General features: G+C 68.2%; 17 protein-coding genes and 1 pseudogene. 10 read left to right on the top strand and 8 right to left on the bottom strand.

The features are described 5' to 3' along the window. Positions 1-902, top strand: a pseudogene (locus JZ792_RS24530) (hypothetical protein); the annotation flags it as partial. 1 nt (position 903) lies between these two features. After that, entirely contained in the window at positions 904-1,407 is a 504-nt protein-coding gene (locus JZ792_RS24535) for a DinB family protein (protein ID WP_438804375.1), read from the top strand. Between the two features lie 10 nt (positions 1,408-1,417). Here JZ792_RS24535 and JZ792_RS24540 read toward each other — a convergent pair whose 3' ends face one another. Beyond that, on the bottom strand, positions 1,418-2,593 hold the full coding sequence (locus tag JZ792_RS24540) for an acyltransferase family protein (protein WP_216913804.1): 1,176 nt from the start codon (positions 2,591-2,593) through the stop codon (positions 1,418-1,420). Positions 2,594-2,824: 231 nt separating this feature from the next. Between JZ792_RS24540 and pgfA the strand changes: the two genes are divergently transcribed. Continuing rightward, a complete protein-coding gene (gene pgfA / locus JZ792_RS24545) occupies positions 2,825-3,988 on the top strand; it encodes a cell envelope lipid trafficking protein PgfA (RefSeq protein ID WP_216913806.1) in 1,164 nt (387 codons plus the stop codon). A 353-nt stretch (positions 3,989-4,341) separates the two neighbouring features. Here the strand turns inward: pgfA and JZ792_RS24550 are convergent, their stop codons facing one another. Next, positions 4,342-5,496, bottom strand: a complete 1,155-nt coding sequence (locus JZ792_RS24550) for a polysaccharide biosynthesis protein (RefSeq protein ID WP_254190290.1) — start codon at positions 5,494-5,496, stop codon at positions 4,342-4,344. Between the two features lie 242 nt (positions 5,497-5,738). After that, a complete protein-coding gene (locus tag JZ792_RS24555) occupies positions 5,739-6,176 on the bottom strand; it encodes a winged helix-turn-helix transcriptional regulator (RefSeq protein WP_216913808.1) in 438 nt (145 codons plus the stop codon). A gap of 64 nt (positions 6,177-6,240) precedes the next feature. On the opposite strand from JZ792_RS24555, the gene JZ792_RS24560 reads away from it, so the two are divergent. Both JZ792_RS24560 and JZ792_RS24565 read left to right on the top strand, forming a co-directional pair. Beyond that, positions 6,241-6,615, top strand: coding sequence for a VOC family protein (locus JZ792_RS24560; RefSeq protein WP_216913811.1), 375 nt, complete (start codon positions 6,241-6,243; stop codon positions 6,613-6,615). A 173-nt stretch (positions 6,616-6,788) separates the two neighbouring features. After that, positions 6,789-8,747: an MmpA family trehalose lipid delivery protein gene (locus tag JZ792_RS24565; protein WP_308165436.1), complete on the top strand. Its 1,959-nt coding sequence runs from the start codon at positions 6,789-6,791 to the stop codon at positions 8,745-8,747. 111 nt (positions 8,748-8,858) lie between these two features. Here the strand turns inward: JZ792_RS24565 and JZ792_RS24570 are convergent, their stop codons facing one another. Next, a complete protein-coding gene (locus JZ792_RS24570; protein ID WP_216913813.1) occupies positions 8,859-10,034 on the bottom strand; it encodes a glycosyltransferase family 4 protein in 1,176 nt (391 codons plus the stop codon). Between the two features lie 190 nt (positions 10,035-10,224). Here JZ792_RS24570 and JZ792_RS24575 point away from each other — a divergent pair, with 190 nt between their 5' ends. Continuing rightward, positions 10,225-10,368 carry a hypothetical protein gene (locus JZ792_RS24575; RefSeq protein ID WP_157978252.1) on the top strand — a complete coding sequence of 48 codons (144 nt, stop codon included), beginning with the start codon at positions 10,225-10,227 and terminating at the stop codon, positions 10,366-10,368. Positions 10,369-10,544: 176 nt separating this feature from the next. Further along, complete coding sequence (locus JZ792_RS24580; RefSeq protein ID WP_308165438.1) at positions 10,545-11,303, top strand: class I SAM-dependent methyltransferase; 759 nt, start codon at positions 10,545-10,547, stop codon at positions 11,301-11,303. A gap of 22 nt (positions 11,304-11,325) precedes the next feature. Here JZ792_RS24580 and JZ792_RS24585 read toward each other — a convergent pair whose 3' ends face one another. After that, positions 11,326-11,628 (bottom strand): hypothetical protein, encoded by a 303-nt coding sequence (locus tag JZ792_RS24585; protein WP_216913817.1) that lies wholly within the window; start codon positions 11,626-11,628, stop codon positions 11,326-11,328. A 294-nt stretch (positions 11,629-11,922) separates the two neighbouring features. Between JZ792_RS24585 and JZ792_RS24590 the strand changes: the two genes are divergently transcribed. Continuing rightward, entirely contained in the window at positions 11,923-13,368 is a 1,446-nt protein-coding gene (locus JZ792_RS24590; RefSeq protein ID WP_216913819.1) for an aldehyde dehydrogenase, read from the top strand. 48 nt (positions 13,369-13,416) lie between these two features. Here JZ792_RS24590 and JZ792_RS24595 read toward each other — a convergent pair whose 3' ends face one another. Together JZ792_RS24595 and JZ792_RS43030 are read right to left on the bottom strand one after the other, a co-directional pair. Next, positions 13,417-13,617, bottom strand: coding sequence for a hypothetical protein (locus JZ792_RS24595; RefSeq protein WP_216913821.1), 201 nt, complete (start codon positions 13,615-13,617; stop codon positions 13,417-13,419). Between the two features lie 210 nt (positions 13,618-13,827). Further along, the gene (locus JZ792_RS43030; protein WP_216913823.1) at positions 13,828-14,778 is read right to left on the bottom strand and encodes a GlxA family transcriptional regulator; all 951 of its coding nucleotides are present in this window, start codon (positions 14,776-14,778) and stop codon (positions 13,828-13,830) included. A gap of 398 nt (positions 14,779-15,176) precedes the next feature. On the opposite strand from JZ792_RS43030, the gene JZ792_RS24605 reads away from it, so the two are divergent. Together JZ792_RS24605 and JZ792_RS24610 are read left to right on the top strand one after the other, a co-directional pair. Beyond that, entirely contained in the window at positions 15,177-16,520 is a 1,344-nt protein-coding gene (locus tag JZ792_RS24605) for a lipase family protein (RefSeq protein WP_216913825.1), read from the top strand. A 188-nt stretch (positions 16,521-16,708) separates the two neighbouring features. Next, a complete protein-coding gene (locus tag JZ792_RS24610) occupies positions 16,709-17,461 on the top strand; it encodes an HD domain-containing protein (protein ID WP_216913827.1) in 753 nt (250 codons plus the stop codon). Positions 17,462-17,516: 55 nt separating this feature from the next. Here JZ792_RS24610 and JZ792_RS24615 read toward each other — a convergent pair whose 3' ends face one another. Next, positions 17,517-19,349, bottom strand: coding sequence for a phosphoenolpyruvate carboxykinase (GTP) (locus JZ792_RS24615; protein ID WP_216913829.1), 1,833 nt, complete (start codon positions 19,347-19,349; stop codon positions 17,517-17,519). Positions 19,350-19,502 lie beyond the last annotated feature (153 nt).

The raw sequence follows: 19,502 nt of genomic DNA on the forward strand, positions 1-19,502 counted from the left end.
TCCCGTGCGCGCTCGGCCCGACGGTGAGCGTCGACGGAATCGCCGTGCGGACCAGCGTCACCGCGACCGCCGACGAGTTACGTTCCAGCGCACCCGTTTCCGCGCAGGCCTGCGACGGCGACGAACCCGCGTCCGCGGACAGCCCACCGACGCTCGTGGCCGGATCGGGCCGCGTCGACGTCAGTGTCGGGCCGACCGAACTGTTCTTCGTCGATCGGCTGCGGCTGACGCGCACCGACACCCGACCGGCCCCCGCCTCGAACGGGCAGCGACTGCTCGTCCTGCCGCTCAGCACCAATGTCGGCTGGCAGGCCCGCACCGGCGACGGCACCGAACTCGCACCGGTGGTGATCGACGGCTGGCAGCAGGGGTGGCTGCTGCCTGACGACTGGTCGGCGAGCGACGAACCGATCACTGTCTCCTTCCCCGCGGACCGCTGGTATCGGCTCGGGATCTTCGGCGGCCTGTTGCTCTTGATTCCCCTGATCGCGCTGGCGATACCGCGTCGGCGTTCACCTGTCGTCGAGGCGATCGCGGTGCCGCGCACCTGGGGAACGCGCACCGTCGGCATCGTCGGGGTGACCGCCGCCGCGACGATCATCGCCGGTCCGGTCGGTGCCGCGCTCACCGTCGCCGGTGTGGCGGTGGCCCGCTTCTACGCCCGCGTCACCGCGAATCACCTCGTGCTCGTCGCCGGGGTGGGAGCCGCGTTGTCGCTGGCGGCACTGTCCACCGGTCCGTGGCGCTCACCGGGCGGATACGTGGGCGGTTCGGTCTGGGTGCAGTTGCCCGCGCTGGTCGCGGTGATCGCGGTCGGCGTCGCCGCACTCCCGCGTGCCCGCGCCCGACGGGGCAGCGCCGAACCCGAGAATTCCGACGACGACAACTCACGAGATGGCTAGAGTGGTTTTCGTGCAGACCTGCGTGGAATGCGACTTCGCCTACGACCTCACCGTCGCGACCGAGGTGTCGGCGCGGGCGCGAGACTACGCCGACGACTACGCCCGAATCCTGATCTCCGACCCGGCGCGACTGCGGCGGCGGACCGCGCCGACGGTGTGGTCACCGCTCGAATACTCCTGCCACGTCCGCGATGTCCTGCTCGTCCAACGGGAGCGCGTGCTCACCGCGCGACGGGTCGAGATTCCGGTCACCGAACCGATGGGCCGCGACGAACGGGTCGAACACGCCGGATACGCCGACGAACAACCCGAAGATGTCAGCCGTCAGTTGTGGGACGCGGCTTCGCTGTTCGCCCACGCGCTCGACCGGTTGTCCGACGACGATTGGGAACGACGACTCGTCTACGGATATCCCGAACCCACCGAGCGCACATTGCGCTGGGTCGCCGTGCATACCCTGCACGAATTGCGGCACCACCTCGGAGATATCAGACGTCAGCTGTAGCGCCGCGCCACTACGTCGCGTTCTTCTCCCCTGCCAGTTTCGCCTCGTCGAACCGGTGCGCCAGGCGGCGGGCCGGATCCTCGATGAGGGCGAAACTGGCGGCGGCCAGCGGGAGCGTGAGGGCGACGGTCAGCAGCAGGACGAAGACGAAGTTGCGCTGGAACGGCAGGATGCCGAAGACCGGGAAGATGATCGACAGCACGGCCAGGTGCCAGAGGAAGATTCCGTAGGACCATCGGCCCAGGGTCGCCGCCGTACGCGATTGCAGCCAGCGGTGTCTGCCGTCGCCGAGAACCAGCGGGGCGATCAGTCCGAATCCGATGAAGGTGCCGAGTACCATCTTCGCCACGTACTGCCAGGGTGCGGCGTGGGTGAGTCCGGCGGGACCGCCGAGATCGGTCGCGGAGAAGATCAGCGCGACCAAAGCGATGGACCACATGATCCGCTGGTTTCCCAGGAAACGACGCCACTTCGACAGTGCGGCAGGATCGTCGACGAGTTCGGCGAGCAGCATGCCCACCGCGAACCACGGCAGGTAGGCGGGCAGCCAGTTGTCGGCGTGGATCGCGTCCTGGGTGGGGACGGGCAGGAAATTCCAGCCGAGGAACAGCAACCCGAAACCCGCGATGACGGGTACCCGGTACCGCGCCGCGTCACCGCGCAAGCGGACGAGGGCGAAGGCGAGCAGCGGCAGCACGAGATAGAAGGCCACCTCCACCGAGAGACTCCACATCTGGGTGAGTCCGTCGGTCAGGGTGAGCGGCACGAAGACCTGGAGCAGCGCGAGATTGGACAGCCACACGCGAATCCCCGCCGTGTGGGCCGCGTTGGGCAACAGGATCAGGACCGCGACGACCACCGCCCAGTACGCGGGCAGGATGCGCGCGCCACGGTGGAGCAGGTAGCGGAGGGTGGACGGTTTCGGCCCGAATCCGCGCGCGGCACTCGCGTGCGGTCGCCACAGCAGGAATCCCGACAGCGCGAAGAACACCGCGACCGCCATGTCGAAACGTTCCAGGATCCGGCCGAACGACACCGAGGACGCACCGGTCTGGAAGGCGACGTGGGTGACGATCACCCCGAGCGCGGCCATCGCGCGCATACCTTCCAGCGCGGGCACGAAACCGCGCGAGCGCGGCGGCGCCACGTCGGTGGTCTCCGACGGCACGGGGATGGTCGCGGTCATCGTCCTCCGGTCTTCTCTCACCGGTTTTCCGGATTGAGAACAATACGTTTCACATTTCACGCTAAACTCGGACGATTTCTTGGCGGATTCGGCCTCGGCACCGCATAGTACGACATCGGACTGTTAGTGTCGGGGCTCACGAGTGCTGTGGTGCGCCCGCAGAGGTATAACACCTGCGGGCTACGCGGCACTTTGCCGGATCCGCCTGTGTTCTAGACGAGGAGAGTTTGCATGGCACTGAGTGCCGGTACCAGAAGGACGGTGGCCTGCCTACTCGTGGGCCTGGGCGCGTTGCTCGTCGTGATGGCGTTGCTGATCCCGACCTATACCGTCGGCAAACTGTCGAAGACTCCTCTCGACCTCGAGATCACCACGGTCGCGGTCAATCAGCCGGGTCAAGACAGTCTGGTGCTCGACTCGAAGTCGCTCACCGCTCCCGAAGGCGCGGCCAAGGTCGACACCAACGTGCCGATCGTCTCGCAGCGCTTCCTCACGGTCGAGGATCCGTCCGACGCCGACGAGATGACCATCCAGGCCGGCCAGACCCTGCGCCGCATCGACAAGCAGGGCGACACCGGCCTGCTCACCGCGACCGTCGACCGGGTCACCATCGACCGCGTCGACGGCATGCCGGTCGACAAGGAGCCCAACGGCTCCATCGCGGTCACGACCAACAAGGAAGGCGAGAGCATCGCCGACCCGGTCCAGCACACCGGTCTCCAGTACCGCTTCCCGATCGGCACCGAGAAGAAGACCTACCCGTACTTCGACATCAACGCCCGCGCGACCTTCGACATCAACTTCGTCGAAGAGACCGAGATCAACAGCATGAAGGTCTACCACTTCCAGCAGACCATCCCCGCCACCAGCATGTGGGATGTCGTGCAGACCCCGACCAACAAGCTGACGCTGCCCGCCGCGAAGTGGGGCATGGAGGGCGACGCTCCCGTCACCATGACCCGGTACTACACCAACGTCCGCGACGTGTGGGTGGAGCCGGACACCGGCACCGTGATCAAGGGCGGCGAGCAGATCCACCTCTACTACGCCCAGAACGCCAACAAGCCGGATGTCACCGCGCTGAAGTCGAACCTGGTCTTCGACGAGAACACCATCGAATCGCAGATCTCGGTGGCCGAGGAGAACATCGACAAGCTGTCGCTGTTCGGCCGCACCATGCCGATCATCTTCGGCATCCTCGGCGTGCTCGCGATCATCGGCGGCATCGTCCTCGGCCTCACCGGCGGTTCCACCTCGGCTCCGGCCGGGCGCTCCGCGGGCCCGTACGGACGGCCGAGCGGACCCGCCGCGACCGGCCCGGCGCCGACCACGGGTCGTCCGCGCGGCGGCGATGACGCTCCGACCGAGCAGATCGATATCCGCAAGAATCTCTGATCCAGCCGCTCACTCCGAGCAACCTTCGAATTCGGCCCCCCGGCCTCCTCGCCGGGGGGCCGAATTCGTTTGTGCACCGGGTGGAATAGCGGTGCGGGAATTGTCCGACCGAGACGGAGTGCCACCGAAGGAACCGTCCCGGTACCGGAATTCACGCGTGGGGCAAACCTCGGATATCCAAAGCATTCAATTCATCGACAGCGCACCGGGACTCGGCGTACGGCCGATGTCCGCGCACCGGTATACGGTGTCGAGCACCGCGTTCGGTTCCGCGGTATGCCACATTGTCGCCGACTCGATGATCTTGAAATTCCGCTCCGCCGAATTCGACGCCAGCAGACGACCCGACCGCCTCAGATCCGTTGCGCCGCCGCGGCTACCGGACGCTCTGCGGTACGCAGGACGATCACCGCGACGACCGCCGTGGTGACCGCCGCCACCGACACCGCCGTGGCGATCAGCGCGGGCACCGTGCGGGCGAACGACACCATCAGCGTGACCTCGACGGCCAGACCGATCCAGGTGACGGCGGCGAGGGCCGTTCGGTCGACCGCGATCGCCGACAGGACCGCGCCCTGCAACACCGCGAGGATCGCGCCGTGCAGCGCGAACAACCACAGCAGGCCCTGGATCGGCGCGTAGTCCTCGCCCGCGAACAGGGGCGCCACCGGAGCGGCGAGCGCGGCGCAGGCGACCGCGACCACGCCGATCGCGGACAGCACGCCCAGCGCGTCCCTGATCGCGCGGGCCGAATGCGTCGGCGCGGCCATCCTCGGATACAGCACCACACCGACCGCCTGCGGTAGCCAGAACGCGATCTTCGTCGCGATGGTGCCGAGGGCGTAGCGGCTCGCGTCGACCTCGTCGAGCACGATGCGCACCACGATCAGATCCGCCGAGGACAGCGCCATCAACGCGGCCTGCACCTGCGCGGCCCGCAATACCGGGAGCACGCCGACGATGTGCTCGCCGGTTCCGGCCTCGGCCGTCTGCGCCGAACCGGCGACGTAGCGGGCGAATATCGCCGCGGCGACCAATCCTCCCGCCGCCGCGCACAGGGCCGCCGCCGCACCGCCGCCGACCGCGAGTACCACAAGCGCGGGCGTCACCCTGGCGATCCCGGCGACGCCGAGCACGACGGCCAGACCGCGGAAACGGTTGGCCCCTTGCAGAATCCCCTGTTCACCCGACAGCAGCACCAGCGCGGGCGCCGCTCCCAGCGCCGCCGCGCAGGCCGCGACCCCCACGTCGAGCGCGAACGTCACCGCGGGAATCAACGCCGCGGCGACCAGGGCGACGATCACCGCGCACCGCCACTGGAGCGCGCGCAACCGCGCGATCCCCGCCCCGCGCACGGACTCCCGCGCGACGACGTTCTGCAACGCGAGCGCGGGCACCGCGCACAGCAACTGCACCGCGAGCAGACTGGCGAATTCGCTGTATCCGGTCACCCCGAGCCAACGCCCGGCCAGCAGTTGCAGCAGGTAACCGGCCACATTGGCGGTCATCGCACCGGCTGTCACCAACGTCAAATCCGCGACCACAGGGAGACGACGGACCGCGAGCACACCCCATCGTCCCACCTCCCCGATCCGGCCCCGCACAGACCCACATCGGCGTGCCGCCGGATTCGACGCGACATGTCCGCCGATACCGGCCGGACCGTACAGCCACGCGGTGTGAGCGGTAGACGGCTCCGTACCGCACGCGGCGATGGTCGGATCCGCGGGTTTTCGGCGGCGACCGCTACTCAGCGTCGGGATGACGGCGATACGTCCGGGCGCTCGACCAACCCGTCATGCTCCCGTCGACCCAGACTCGGCGGCACCGGCGACGGCGCCGTAGCGATCTGCCCGACCAACTCCGCCAGATGCGCGCGCGACCACGCGCACAATCCGTGGACGGTGCGCAGGAGATCCGCTCCGGCGTTGGTCAGGGTGTATTCGACGCGTGGACCGGGGGTGCGGTAGTCGTGTCGGGCGACGATGCCGTCGGCTTCGAGTGCGCGCAGGGTGGCGGTCAGCATCTTGTAGCTGATCCCGTCGACCGCGCGGTGGATCTCGGCGAAGCGCGGCTGTCCGGAACCTATGGCCTCGATGACCGGCAGCGCCCATTTGGTCGACAGGGTCGCGAAGACCCGGCGGGCCACGGCGCTCGCCAGTTCCCGCTCGGCCGCGCTGTCGGTCATCGACCACCTCTCACCTGAAAGTGCGTACTTACCGAGGTTAGGCCCGAACCGTAGCGTCCGGGCGGTGCAGATTCTCAAGACCTACGCGAGATTGTTCGTCCGCGACCTCGACACGACCCTGCCGACCTACGAGAAACTCGTCGGCGCGCCCGCCGACCTCCGATTCGCCTTCGAGGAGGCCGAACTCGCCGCGGTCGGCGACTTCCTGCTCATCGCCGGTCCGCCCGAAGCCACCGACCGCTACCGCGCGACCCTCGGACCCGTGGTCGTCGACGATCTCGACGCGGTGCCGGATTTCCTCGCCGCGACCGGAGGCGTCGTGATCGGCGGGCCGCTGTCGTCCGCGACCGGCCGATTCCTCTACGCCCGCCACCCCGACGGGAACGAGATCGAATACGTCGAATGGACGGCTGACCTTCGGGCGCGCGTGCTCGGCTGAGGTGTCCCGGCGCACCCTCACGCTGCTCCGGGAGCCACACCCTCGGCTTGTCGGGTGCTCGCGTCGGTCCACAACCGCTCGAGGAAGCGCCACCTACTTCGGGGAGCGGTTCGGGCGCGCACCACCGGGTGGGCGGTGCGGAACGGATGCGACGGTCCGTAGGGTTCTGGGGCGTGGGCGAGAGCGGTCGGAGTACACGGTGGGCCGGGCTGATTCCGGCCGGGTACAGCGCCGTGCTGACGGCGCTCATCACGGGACCGCTGCTCGGTTCCGGCTATCTGCTGCTACGCGACGCGGTGAGCACACCCCGGTCCTATCTCACCGATTCCGCGCTCGGACTCGGTGATGCCGCTCCCCGAGCCGTCCCGCAGGACGCGCTGCTCGCCGCGCTGTCACCGATCGTGGACGGCGGGCTGCTGGTCAAGGCGATTCTGATCGTCGCGCTGTGGGCCGCCGGATACGGTGCCGCCGTGCTGGCCCGCGCACTGCTCGCAGTGTCGCTCGGCCCGCAGTTGGTGGCGACGACACTCACCCTGTGGAACCCGTTCGTGGCCGAGCGGCTGCTGCAAGGACATTGGAGCCTGCTCGCCGGATACGCCGCACTCCCGTGGACCGCACTCGCGGCCTATCACCTCCGGTCCGCCGGGGCCGACGCCGGACCTCGTCCCTCCCCGAATCCCGTGGCTGTGGAAGCGGACGCGCGGACGACCTCCACGGACGACAGCCGGCGATCGCCGACCGCGCCATCAACACGGCACGGTCGGCGAGAGCGACATACGAGGTCAACGGGTCGCGGTCCGCGATGGCGCCGCGCGATTTCGACAGGGCAGCAGTCCACCACGGTCGCCGCGTGGGGTGCGCTCGCCGGATGTCTCGCGGCGGCCGGACTCACGCCGACCGGCTCGCTGCTCGCGGGGTGCGTCGCGCTGTCGACGGTCGGGCGACGCAATCTGCCGGGCACGCTGGCCCTGCTGGTGGCCGCGTCCGCCCCGTGGCTTGCGGCGACGGCGCTGTCGGGGGCGGGGGCGGAACCCTCCGACCCCACGGGGGTCGCCGCGTTCGCCGCGCGGGCCGAACCCGGTCTCGGCACACTGGGCAGCCTCGCGGGCCTCGGCGGTATCTGGAACGCCGACGCGGTACCGGACTCGCGCACCACGCCGATTGCCCTGGTAGCGACGATTCTGCTACTGGCGGTGGTGGCGAGCGGAATTCGAGCCGTGCTCACCGCCGTTCCCGAAGATCGCGCCGGTCTTCGCGTGCGCCGCACACTGTTCGCCCTCGCCGTCGCCGCCGTCGTCGTTCCCGCGCTGGCGAGCACCGGGTGGGGGATGGAAGTCATGCGGTGGCTGGTCGTCGAGATCCCAGGTGCCGGTCTGCTTCGCGACACCCAGAAATACGTCGCGCTCGCCGTGCCCGCCTTCGCACTGTGCGCGGCTGCCGGATGCCGAGCCCTCGCCGCGCGGATCGCGGCGCGCTCCACGAATGCCGTTGAGCACCAGTCGGTATCGAGGGGCGGTTCGGCGGCGATACCGGTCGCGGTCTTGTTCGTCGCCCTGCTCGTCGCCCCGCTGCTCGACCTCGCCTTCGGCGTCGGCGGTTCCGTACGCCCGGTGCACTACCCGCTCGGGTGGCAGCGCGTCGCCGAGAAGATCGATGCCACGGGCGACGTCGCCGTGCTGCCCGGGGGGATGTTCCGACGTTTCCCCTACAGCGGAAAGGTCGCCGTTCTCGATCCCGCACCGCGCATGCTGCCCAACGATGTCCTCCAGACCGGCAGACTTCCGGTACGCGGCCTGACCGTCTCGGGCGAGGGCACCCGCGCCGTCGATGCGGAAAACGCTCTACTGCACGGTGATTCGGCACAACGATTGGCCGACCTCGGAGTCGGATGGGTCCTGGTGGAACGGTCGACACCCGGCCCGCTCGGCGATTCCGCGAAAACCCTGCCCCAGCTCGAAAAGCGTTACGAGGACCAGAATTTCGCGCTCTACCGGGTTCCCGGTGACGTGGCCCGAGCCACCGAAACCCCTGGCGCGCACCGAATCATCGCGATCACGGCACACCTACTGTGGGCGACACTCCTGATCGGCGGACTACTGATCGCGGCGATCTACCGCCCGATCCGGCGCTGAATCGCGAACGCGGCAGCCGATCCGGCGCGAAAAGCGTATCCAGCGTCAACCTTCCGACACGGCCGACCGGCGAACGCCCGTCGCCGCTTCCGGGCGGCCACGGACAGCCGATCAGGCGTTGACGTCCGGCGCGGCTACCAGTCCGCTCGTGTGCGCACCGCGCGCGATGGCGGCGAGTACCTCGTACACTCCGTTTCCGGTTTGCTCCCAGGAGAATTCGCGGGCGCGGGCGCGGGCCTTCTCTCCCATGACCGAGCGGGCGGCGTGGTCGTCGAGCAGTTCGCCGACGGATTCGGTGAGGTGGTCGACGTCGTCGACCAGCATGCCGGTGACGCCGTCGACGATGGAATCGGTGAGGCCACGGGAGCTGCGGTATCCGATGGTCGGCACACCGTGCTGGGCCGCCTCGATGACCGCGAGGCCCCAACCCTCTTTGCGGGAGGGCAGCACGTGCACCCAGGCGCGGGAGAGCAGTTCGTGTTTGCGGTGTTCATCGACGTGGCCGTGGAAGGTGACCGCGTCGGCGATGTCGAGGTTCCCGGCGTATTCGCGCAGGTTGTCGGCCCACCAGCCGCCGCCGATGACGTCGAGTCGCAGACCGGGAATCCGCGCCCGCAGCCGAGCGACCGCGGCGAGCGCGTCCTCGATCTGCTTGTGCGGCACCAGCCGGGAGAGCACCACGATCCGCGGTCCGTCGGTGCGGGTCTGCGCGGCTCCGGTGGGGATGTCGGCGGGGACCGGTTCCGCGCCGTTGCGCACCACGGCGATGCGGGAACGGTCGACGCCGAGGGTCGCGAGTTCTTCGGCCGAGGGCAGCGAGACGGTCAGGTACTGGTTGTCGCGGTGCACACGCGGGGAGAGCACCGATTCGATCCACCAGCCGATGCGGCCGACCAGCTTGCCCGCGACCGGCCACTGTTCGCGATGCCCGTGGTGCACCAGCACCACAGACGGCGCGTCACAGGCGACGCCCGCGAAGAAGGGGATGCCGTTCTGGGTGTCGATGACGGCGTCGGGACGCACGCCGCGCAGCGATCCGAATCCGAGCCTGCCGAGCGCGATGGCGGCGAGGGCGCGCGGGTACACGGTGTATCGCCCGCCGCCGCGGCTGATGTAGATGCCGTCGACGTGTTCCCGCCGCGCCGCGCCGCGGTAGCGGGCGGTTCGCAACGTGACCTTGACCCCGCGTGCGGCCAGCTGCGCGCCGACCTGCTCCAGGTAGCGTTCGCTGCCGCCGCCCTGCGGGTGCCCGGTGTCACGCCAGCAGAGCAGCAGGACTTCGCGCACAGTGGAGCTCTCTCGCCTCGTCGGGCCCCGGCCGGGGACGTGGATACCGGGGTACACCATAGCGCGCGCGTCCCCGCGGCAAGCGCTTCACCGGCAACGATCTGACGAAAATGTTGAAACGCCCACATTTCACAGTCCACTTTGGATAGCCTGCCGCCACTCGATCAACCAGAACGATGAGGAGAAATACATGAAGGCGACACCGAGGACTCGGACCGGCGGCGGCACCGGCGGCGGCGCGACCGGCGACCTGGGCGGCGCGCTCGCCGTACTGCTGGCGCTGATCACCTCGTCGCTGTCCACCGGCAGCGGCGCGAGCAGCGGCATCGGCTAGCGCGCCGGACTCCCACCGGCCCGGCGGGTACGGAGCCGGGCCGGTCCGGAGTCCGGTCGGTTAGTCCGACGCGGGCGGCACCACCGCGGGCCGCCTGTGGAAAACTCTCCGCCGTGCCAAGTGCCAAGACATTGCCGCCCACCACCGAGACGGCCGACCGCCCGCTCGCGCCCCGGGTGCACCGCGCGGAAGCCCGGTTCGCACACCGGGCGACTCTGCGCCGGTCCTTGCGACTACTCGGCAGCTTCCGTTTCGAGCAGACCGATCCCGCCACCTTCTACGGCGGTATCGCGGCCGACAGCGCGGCCATGCTCGGCGATTTCTACCTCGATCTCACCGGCCGCGACCTCGACGGCGCGACCGTGCTCGACGTCGGCGGCGGCCCCGGCTACTTCGCCGACGAGTTCGCCCGCGTCGGCGCGCGATACATCCCCGTCGAGCCCGACCCCTCGGAACTGCACGCGGCCGGTCTGCCCGCGGCGGGCGCGGTCCGCGGATCCGGTATGGCGCTGCCGTTCCGCGACGACGCCGTCGACATCTGCTTCTCTTCCAATGTCGCCGAACATGTCTCGGATCCGTGGCTCATGGCCGACGAGATGGTGCGGGTGACCAGGCCCGGCGGCGTGGTCGTGCTCTCGTACACGGTGTGGCACGGCCCGTTCGGCGGGCACGAGACCGGTCCGTGGCATTACCTCGGCGGCGAATACGCGGCGCGGCGCTACCGGCGCAAGAACGGCAGGGAACCCAAGAACCGATTCGGGCAGTCACTGTTCGCGGTCCGTGCCGCCGACGGACTGCGTTGGGCGGCAACGACTCCCGCGAATGTGCGGACCATCTTCCCGCGCTACCACCCGAAATGGGCCTGGTGGCTGGTGCGCGTGCCCGCGATCAGGGAACTGCTGGTCAGCAATCTGGTCGTGGTCGCGACCAAATAGCGGCTCGAGGTTTCCCGGCTCCCTATTTCTCCAGCCAGCCGCGACGCCAGCCGCGCGGCCCGCACGCACCGGGAACCGGTTCGTACCAGGAAGATTCCTGCATGGCCAGACCGACGGTTTCCAAGGTGGTCAGCCCGACCTGATCGGCGAGCACACCCACGACCGCGACCGCTTCCGCGGCCTGCATCGCGGCTGTCGCCTGCTCGATCGTCAGCGTCCGCCCCGGTAGGAACGACACGACCCACCCGCCGCTGCCGACACTCTTCGCCTGATGCTCGGTCTGATCACTGGTCATCAGCGACCGACCGATCACGTGCACCGCCATGACTCGTTCACCCCTGCGGTATCAGATCAATGCAGAACGGATCGAACAACCGAACTTCACAGCAAACGAACGTCACGAAGGCCGAATTCGAACTGGTCGAACTCCGGAACAGTCGTACTTCAGTCAAGCAGCTGATCGGTAGCTACAGCATCCACTGTCAACCTCCGGAACGCAATAGTGCGTTTGCGGAAAAGCGAACCGACAGGTTGGGATTCGGCCAGGTCAGGAGTTCGGCGGTGATCAGAACTGGAACAGGTTACAGACAACGGGACCGCAAAACTGTAACGTGTTCTCATGCACTACGACAGCTTGTTCATCGGCGGCCGATGGACCGAACCTGCCTCGTCCGAGCGCCTCCAGGTCATCTCCCCCGCCACGGTCGAACCGGTCGGCAGCGTCCCGGTGGTCGTCCGTGCCGATGTCGACGCCGCGGTCGCCGCCGCGCGTCACGCCTTCGACCACGGGCCTTGGCCGTCGACCCCGCCGCTGGAGCGCGCCGCCGTCCTCACCCGCGCCGCCCGACTGCTCGAGCAGCGTTCGGCCGAACTGCTCGCCGCGCTCACCGCGGAAGTGGGCGCGCCGCAGATGTTCAGCATGACGCTGAACCAGATCCCGGCGACGGCCACCATCGACGCCTTCGCCGAACTCGCGAAGACCTTCCCGTGGAAGGAGACTCGCACCGGCTCCTTCGGCACCTCGCGGGTCACCCGGGAACCGCGCGGCGTCGTCGCGGCGGTGACGGCGTGGAATGTGCCGCTGTTCCTGGCCTGCAACAAACTCGCCCCCGCCCTGCTCGCCGGTTGCACGGTGGTGCTCAAACCCGCTCCGCTGACCCCGATCACCGCGAATATCGTCGCCGACATCTTCACCGAGGCGGGCCTGCCGGAAGGCGTGCTGTCGGTACTGCCCGCCGAAGCCGAGGCCTCCGAATACCTGATCTCGCATCCGGGCGTCGACAAGGTGACCTTCACCGGGAGCACGGCGGTCGGACGCCGGATCGGCGCGATCGCCACCGAACAGCTCAAGAGCGTCTCCCTGGAACTGGGCGGCAAATCGGCGGCGATCCTGTTGCCGGATATGGATCTGGCGGCGAGCATTCCCGTCCTCGCGTTCTCCGGTCTGATGAACAGCGGGCAGGGTTGCGTCGCACAGACCCGCATCCTCGCCCCACGTGGGCGCTATGACGAGATCCTCGACGCGCTGGTCGAACATGTGAAGACGATGAAGGTCGGACTTCCGGACGATCCGTCCGTCCAGCTCGGCCCGCTGATCTCCGAACGTCAGCGCGAACGCGTCGAGGGCTATATCGCCACCGGCAAGGCCGAGGGCGCGCGGCTGGTACTCGGCGGCGGGCGGCCCGAGGGGCTCGACCGCGGCTGGTTCGTCGAACCGACGATCTTCGCCGACGTCGACAACAAGTCGACCATCGCGCAGGAGGAGATCTTCGGCCCGGTGCTGTCGGTGATCCCCTACGAGACCGAGGACGAGGCCGTCGCCATCGCCAACGATTCGGTCTACGGACTCGCGGGCTCGGTCTGGACGACCGATATCGAACACGGCGCCGAGATCGCGTCCAGGGTCCGTACCGGCACCTACGCGATCAACTGGTACGCCTTCGACCCGACGGCGCCCTTCGGCGGCTACAAGAACTCCGGACTCGGACGGGAGAACGGCCCGGAAGGTCTCGACGCGTACTGCGAGCAGAAATCGCTGCTGATGCCGCTCGGCTGGACCGGATAGCACCGGATCGGGGGTGAGGGTCCACCGCGATCCTCGCCCCGATCTCGGTCAATCCTGCGGCATGACCACCCGCAACAGCGGCCGTGGACGTCCACCTGGCTCGTCGGGCGCGACGGCGATCTCGACTCGCCAGCCAGGCGGCAACACCGCCTGCAACCGACCCGCGGCCCGGGCGAGCGGCGTACTCGCCGTCGACTCCGGCCCGGTCAGTAGCGGTGCCCCCACGGTGCCGAATCCAAGATCGGTCATGCCTCGACCACCTCTCACGTGTCGATCCGCCGCTGTGCGAATAGGGAGAGCAGAGCAGTTCAGCCGGTGCAACATGCCTGGACGATCGTGAAGCGTTGAACGCGGCACCAGCTTAGTGGACCGCTCTGTCCGTCTTCGCGCGGCTTCGGCCGAAACCCGCGCGAGGCGGCACCGCGGATCGGGCCGTGACACCGATCGGGACGGACTGAACTAGCGGCGCAGCGAACGCCGATATCCGGCGGGCGTCGTTCCGGTCGCGGCGCGCAGATGCGATCGCAAGGCCGTGACGCTGCCGAACCCCGCCTGCGCCGCGACCACCTCGACCGGAAGTTCGGTGGTTTCCAACAACTCTCGCGCCCGCGCGGTCCGCTGCGCCTCCAGCCAGCGCCGAGGCGTGGTGCCCATCTCGGCCTTGAAACGACGGATCAGTGTGCGTTCGCTCATCGATGCCATACCGGCCAGCGCCGAAACATCGCTCACCGCAGCGGGATCCGCGGCCGCCCGAGCCAATGCTGCGGCGAGTGCTCCGGGAAAATTGTTGTCGCCCAGTGCATCCGGTATGTACTGCGCCTGACCGCCCTCGCGATGCGGGGAGGTGACATTCCATCGGGCGAGTTCCGCCGCCACGCCGACGCCCAGTTCGCGTCGCACCACGTGCAGGCACAGATCGAGCGCCGCCGACAGTCCCGCCGAGGTGAGTACATCCCCGTCATCGATGTACAGCGCGCCCGGATCCAGTTTCACCGCGGGGAAGAGGGCGGCGAATTCGTCACAGTAGGCCCAGTGGGTTGTCGCTGGTCGACCGTCCAGCAATCCGGCCCTGGCCAGTACGAAAGCGCCGACGCAGACGCTCATCACCGTCGCCCCGCGCCCGGACGCCGCCCGCAGCGCGTCGAGTACCTCCGGCGGGGTCGGCAGCGTCGGTAGCCCGATCCCTGGCACGACGACGATATCGGCCGATTCCAGCGCCTCCAGCCCGTGCTCGACCCGCAGGTCGAAACCGTTCGGCGTCCACACCGGCCCCGGCCGAATCCCGCAGGTGATCATGTCGAATCCCACCGGCTCGCCGGTTCTCCCCGGTCCGTGCCGAAACGCCTGGACCACACAGGCCAGGTCGTAGGTCATGATGCCGTCCAGCGCCAACGCCACCACCCGTTTCACAGAACGAGTGTGGCACGAATCCGTCGGTTGCCCGGATTCGCGCCGAATCGGCTGCCCGATGGCCGGTTACCGTCTTTTTCGCCCATTTGCCGCCGAATCAAGTAACATCGTTACTCGGCGAGGGTTTTCCCTCTCCGCGTGCGAATCCAGCCCGTCATCGCGAATACTCGCGAGCGGGCAACGGCGATCGAGCCCTCCGCACCTCTTGTGCTGAATATTCCCTGTGCACAACAACTTTCACGGCCCGATCCATAGTGATGGCACCCGCCCGCAGACTCTGCGACCTATGTTACCCTCTAGTAGATCGCAGGTGTGACGAGCGTCATGTCATACAGCTATATGTGGTTCGGGAGACATTCGGGCGACGGTGCCCGAGTGGTGCATATGGAGAGATATCGATGCAGAAGAGATTTGGGCGGCGCACACGGTCGGGTTCACTACCCCGGACCGGACGGATACTCGCGGCGGCGGCCGTGGCCTGTGCCACCGCAGTCGCGGGAGCGGGGATCGATACCGGAGCCGCGCAGGCCGCGCCGCCGGTGAGCTCCTTCTACATTCCACCCGCGCAGATTCCGACCGAGCCGGGCTCGATCATCAGAACCCAGCCGATGCCGCTGTTCGTCGCCCCGCCCACCATCAACGGCTGGCCGGGTTCCGCGCAGCACGTCATGTACACCACCCAGTTGCAGGACGGCTCCCCGGTCGCGGTGACCGGCACCTACATCGAGGCCACCGGCCCGTGGCAGGGCCCTGGTGAACGCCCGACCGTGGTGATCGGCCCCGGCACCGCCGGTCAGGGCGATCAGTGCGCCATGTCGGTGGCGTTCTCGACCGCGCTGTCGTTCAATTTCTCGCCCGCGTTCTCGGTCTCGGCGAATCAGGAACTGCCGTCTTCGGCAGTATGGAGCGCCCTCGGCGCTCGCGTCCTCGTCACCGACTACATCGGTCTCGGAACCCCCGGCATCCATACTTTCGCCAATCGGATCGAGGGCGCGCACGCCATCCTCGACGGCGCTCGCGCGGCCAACAATGTGGCCGGTGTCGGACCCGAGACCCCCGTGGTGTTCTGGGGGTACTCCCAGGGCGGCGGCGCGACCGGCGCCGCGGCGGAAATGCAGCCGGACTACGCGCCGGAACTGAATCTCAAGGGCACCTGGGCGGGCGGCCCGACCGCCGATCTGGCCGCGATCCTCGCCCGCATCGACGGCGCGCTGATCGGCGGCGCCATCGGATTCGCTATCAACGGCCTGCTGGCGCGCTACCCGGAGCTGAACAAAGCCGTCGACCGGGTGACCACCCCTGCGGGGCGCGCGATGCTGGCGACGCTGAGCAACGAATGCGTCGGCGACGTCATCTTCAATCAGCCCTTCCTGCGGACCAATACGCTGACCGTCGACGGCAGATCGCTCAGCGAGCATCTGGCCGAGATCCCCGAAGCGATCCCCGCCCTGGCCGAGATGCGCCTGGGCAATTCGGCTCCCGCCACACCGGTGCTGATCACCAGCGGCCTCAACGACGACACCGTCCCCTACGGCCAGGCGCGTCAGCTGGCCGAGGACTGGTGCGCGCAGGGCGCGACGGTCACCTTCCGCACCAACGACCTGCCGCCGATCCTGCCCGGCACCACGCTGCCCGGCCATTTCGGACCGGAGTTGATCGACGGCTTCGGCCCGGACAACGCGGTCACCTACCTGCTGGATCGCCTGGGCGACAAGCCCATCTCCGGCTGCACCATCGACTGATACTCCCCGCGATACCGAACGAGCCCCGATCCGGTTGTCCGGTCGGGGCTCGTTCGTGTCCGAGGTAGGTTCGCGGAGCATCGCGCACTCTCTGGCGAGAATCCGAGTATTACTGGCGTTCACGCCACTCGCCCCGGACGAGCGCGCGGGTTTCACTCGAATCGGTACGCCGAACAGAGGAGAACAGCGTGGGAGCCCCAGTGGAACTCGATTGGGAATGGGCGACTCGGACCGGGGGCGCGCTGTCGGGCGCGCAACGCAGACAGCTGGCCGCCGCGCTGGCCCGCGCCGTGCCGGGACTACTCGCGGCCAAGGCGGCGAGCGCGCTGGGCGGGCGCGGCAGCGGACGGCTGGAATTCGAAGGATTGCGGGTCCCGGATTCCGGGCTGGCCGTGGCAGCGGAACAGCAAGCGCGCGAATCGCTCTCGGCGCACATGCTCGAACATTCGTACCGGACCTATTTCTTCGGCCGGGTACTCGCCGATCTCGACGGCGCGCGTTTCGACGACGAACTGGTCTACGTCGCGTGCCTGCTGCACGATCTGCGCTTGGAACAGCCGACGCCGGGGCGCTGTTTCGCGGTGACCGGCGCGGAGGCCGCGGTCGAATTCGCGCTACGCGAAGGAACCGCACCGGACCGGGCCGAGGCGATCGGCGCCGCCATCGCCTCCCACATCACCCCCGGCGTCGCCGCCGACCTGAGCGACCCCGGTGGTTTCGTCTCCGCGGGCGCGTCGGTGGACGTGATCGGCGCCCGCATCGGCGAATTCGACCGCGAGTGGATCGCGGACCTGCTGACCCGTCACCCGCGCCGCGAACTCAAACGTCACCTGGTCGCCGCGTTCGACGCCGAGGCGAAAGCCGTGCCGGAAGGCCGATCGAAACTGCTCGTCACAGCCGGGTTCAACCAGATGATCCGGTTCGCGCCCTTCACCGAATGAGACGCCGACCGCCCCGCACCGAATAAGGGTGCGGGGCGGTCGGGAGAGCCGTGGATCAGGCGAGCCGCTGCTTGAGCGCCTCGAATTCGTCACGAACGCCCGAAGGCAGTTTGTCGCCGACGAATTCGAACCACTCCTCGATGAGTGGAATCTCCTTGCGCCACTCGTCGACATCGACCGCGAGTGCCTCGTCGACATCGTTCGCTTCGACGTCGAGGCCGTCGAGATCCATCTGCGACGCGGTGGGCACGTGACCGATCGCTGTCGACACGGCCTCGGCGTTGCCTTCGATCCGGCCGACGATCCACTCCAGCACGCGGGAGTTCTCGCCGAATCCGGGCCACAGGAAACGGCCGTCGTCGCCGCGACGGAACCAGTTGACGTAGAAGATCTTCGGCAGCTTGTTCGCGTCGGCGTTCTTGCCGATATTGATCCAGTGGTTCAGGTAGTCACCGACGTGGTAGCCCATGAACGGGATCATCGCCATCGGGTCGCGACGCACGGTGCCGACCTTGCCCTCGGCGGCGGCGGTCTGCTCCGAGGACAGCGTCGCGCCCATGAACACGCCGTGCTGCCAGTCGAAGGATTCCGTCACCAGCGGGACGGTGGTCTTGCGGCGACCGCCGAACAGGATCGCCGAGATCGGCACACCCTGCGGGTCGTCCCACTCGGGGGCCAGGATCGGGCACTGCGACATCGGGGTGCAGTAGCGCGAGTTCGGGTGGGCGGCCAGCGTCTCGGTCTCCCGCAGGTACCAGTCGTTGCCCTTCCAGTCGGTCAGGTGATCGGGCTCGCCTTCCAGACCCTCCCACCACACGTCGTTGTTATCGGTCAGCGCGACGTTGGTGTAGACGGTGTTGCCCGCGTCCATGGTCGCCATGGCGTTCGGGTTGGAGCTGTTGTTGGTGCCGGGCGCGACGCCGAAGAAACCGTATTCCGGGTTGACCGCGTACAGCCTGCCGTCCTTGCCGAAACGCATCCAGGCGATGTCGTCGCCGAGGGTTTCGGCGCGCCAGCCGGGAACGGTCGGCTGGATCATCGCGAGGTTGGTCTTACCGCAGGCGCTCGGGAACGCGGCGGCGATGTAGTAGGCCTTGTTCTCGGGGGAGATCAGTTTGAGGATCAGCATGTGCTCGGCCAGCCAGCCCTCGTCGTGGGCCATCGCCGAGGCGATGCGCAGCGAGTAGCACTTCTTGCCGAGCAGCGCGTTACCGCCGTAGCCCGAACCGTAGGACCAGATCTCGCGGTCCTCGGGGAAGTGGGTGATGTACTTGGAGTCGTTGCAGGGCCACGGCACGTCGGCCTCGCCCTCGGCCAGCGGCGCGCCGACCGAATGCAGCGCCTTCACGAAGGGGCGGTCGGTGCCCAGCTTCTCCAGCGCGGCGGTGCCCATGCGGGTCATCACGCGCATCGACACCACGACGTATTCCGAGTCGGTGATCTCGACGCCCAGTTTCGGATCCTCGGCGCCCAGCGGACCCATGCAGAAGGGCACCACGTAGAGGGTGCGGCCCTTCATCGAGCCGCGGTACAGCTCGGTCATGGTGGCGCGCATCTCGGCCGGGTCGACCCAGTTGTTGGTCGGGCCCGCGTCCGCCTCGGACTTGGAACAGATGTAGGTGCGCGACTCGACGCGCGCCACGTCCGACGGATCGGATAAGGCTAGGAAGGAGTTCGGCTTCTTCTTCGGATCGAGACGCTTGAAGGTGCCCGCCTCGACCAACTGGTCTGTAAGCCGCTCCCATTCCGCGTCGGAACCGTCCGCCCACACGACTCGCTCAGGCTGAGTGAGTTCTGCGACTTCCTGTACCCAGGCGAGTAGTTCGCTGTGCTCGGTCGGCGCTGTGCCGTCGGATCCACGAAGACCAGGAATGGTCGCTGAGGTCATGAAAACTCTCCTGAGATGGGCGGGCTCTACGATGCTTCGCCGCCTGGCCCAAGGCCCATGACCAGCGCGAACACACCAAGCGCCACCGTTGGCGGGAAGGCACCCGCTACGACCAGTCGAAAGCTCGCCCCGGCTGGACGGCGTACAAGGACG

Origin of the sequence: Nocardia noduli (genome assembly GCF_019038455.1) — a bacterium.
GTDB classification, from domain to species: domain Bacteria; phylum Actinomycetota; class Actinomycetes; order Mycobacteriales; family Mycobacteriaceae; genus Nocardia; species Nocardia noduli.

What these genes read in the sequence shown, in the direction of transcription:
- JZ792_RS24540 (WP_216913804.1), bottom strand. Translation starts at nt 2,593, where the DNA reads ATGACCGCGACCATCCCCGTGCCGTCGGAGACCACCGACGTGGCGCCG.
- pgfA (WP_216913806.1), top strand. Translation starts at nt 2,825, where the DNA reads ATGGCACTGAGTGCCGGTACCAGAAGGACGGTGGCCTGCCTACTCGTG.
- JZ792_RS24550 (WP_254190290.1), bottom strand. Translation starts at nt 5,496, where the DNA reads ATGACCGCCAATGTGGCCGGTTACCTGCTGCAACTGCTGGCCGGGCGT.
- JZ792_RS24555 (WP_216913808.1), bottom strand. Translation starts at nt 6,176, where the DNA reads ATGACCGACAGCGCGGCCGAGCGGGAACTGGCGAGCGCCGTGGCCCGC.
- JZ792_RS24575 (WP_157978252.1), top strand. Translation starts at nt 10,225, where the DNA reads ATGAAGGCGACACCGAGGACTCGGACCGGCGGCGGCACCGGCGGCGGC.
- JZ792_RS24585 (WP_216913817.1), bottom strand. Translation starts at nt 11,628, where the DNA reads ATGGCGGTGCACGTGATCGGTCGGTCGCTGATGACCAGTGATCAGACC.
- JZ792_RS24590 (WP_216913819.1), top strand. Translation starts at nt 11,923, where the DNA reads ATGCACTACGACAGCTTGTTCATCGGCGGCCGATGGACCGAACCTGCC.
- JZ792_RS24595 (WP_216913821.1), bottom strand. Translation starts at nt 13,617, where the DNA reads ATGACCGATCTTGGATTCGGCACCGTGGGGGCACCGCTACTGACCGGG.
- JZ792_RS24605 (WP_216913825.1), top strand. Translation starts at nt 15,177, where the DNA reads ATGCAGAAGAGATTTGGGCGGCGCACACGGTCGGGTTCACTACCCCGG.
- JZ792_RS24615 (WP_216913829.1), bottom strand. Translation starts at nt 19,349, where the DNA reads ATGACCTCAGCGACCATTCCTGGTCTTCGTGGATCCGACGGCACAGCG.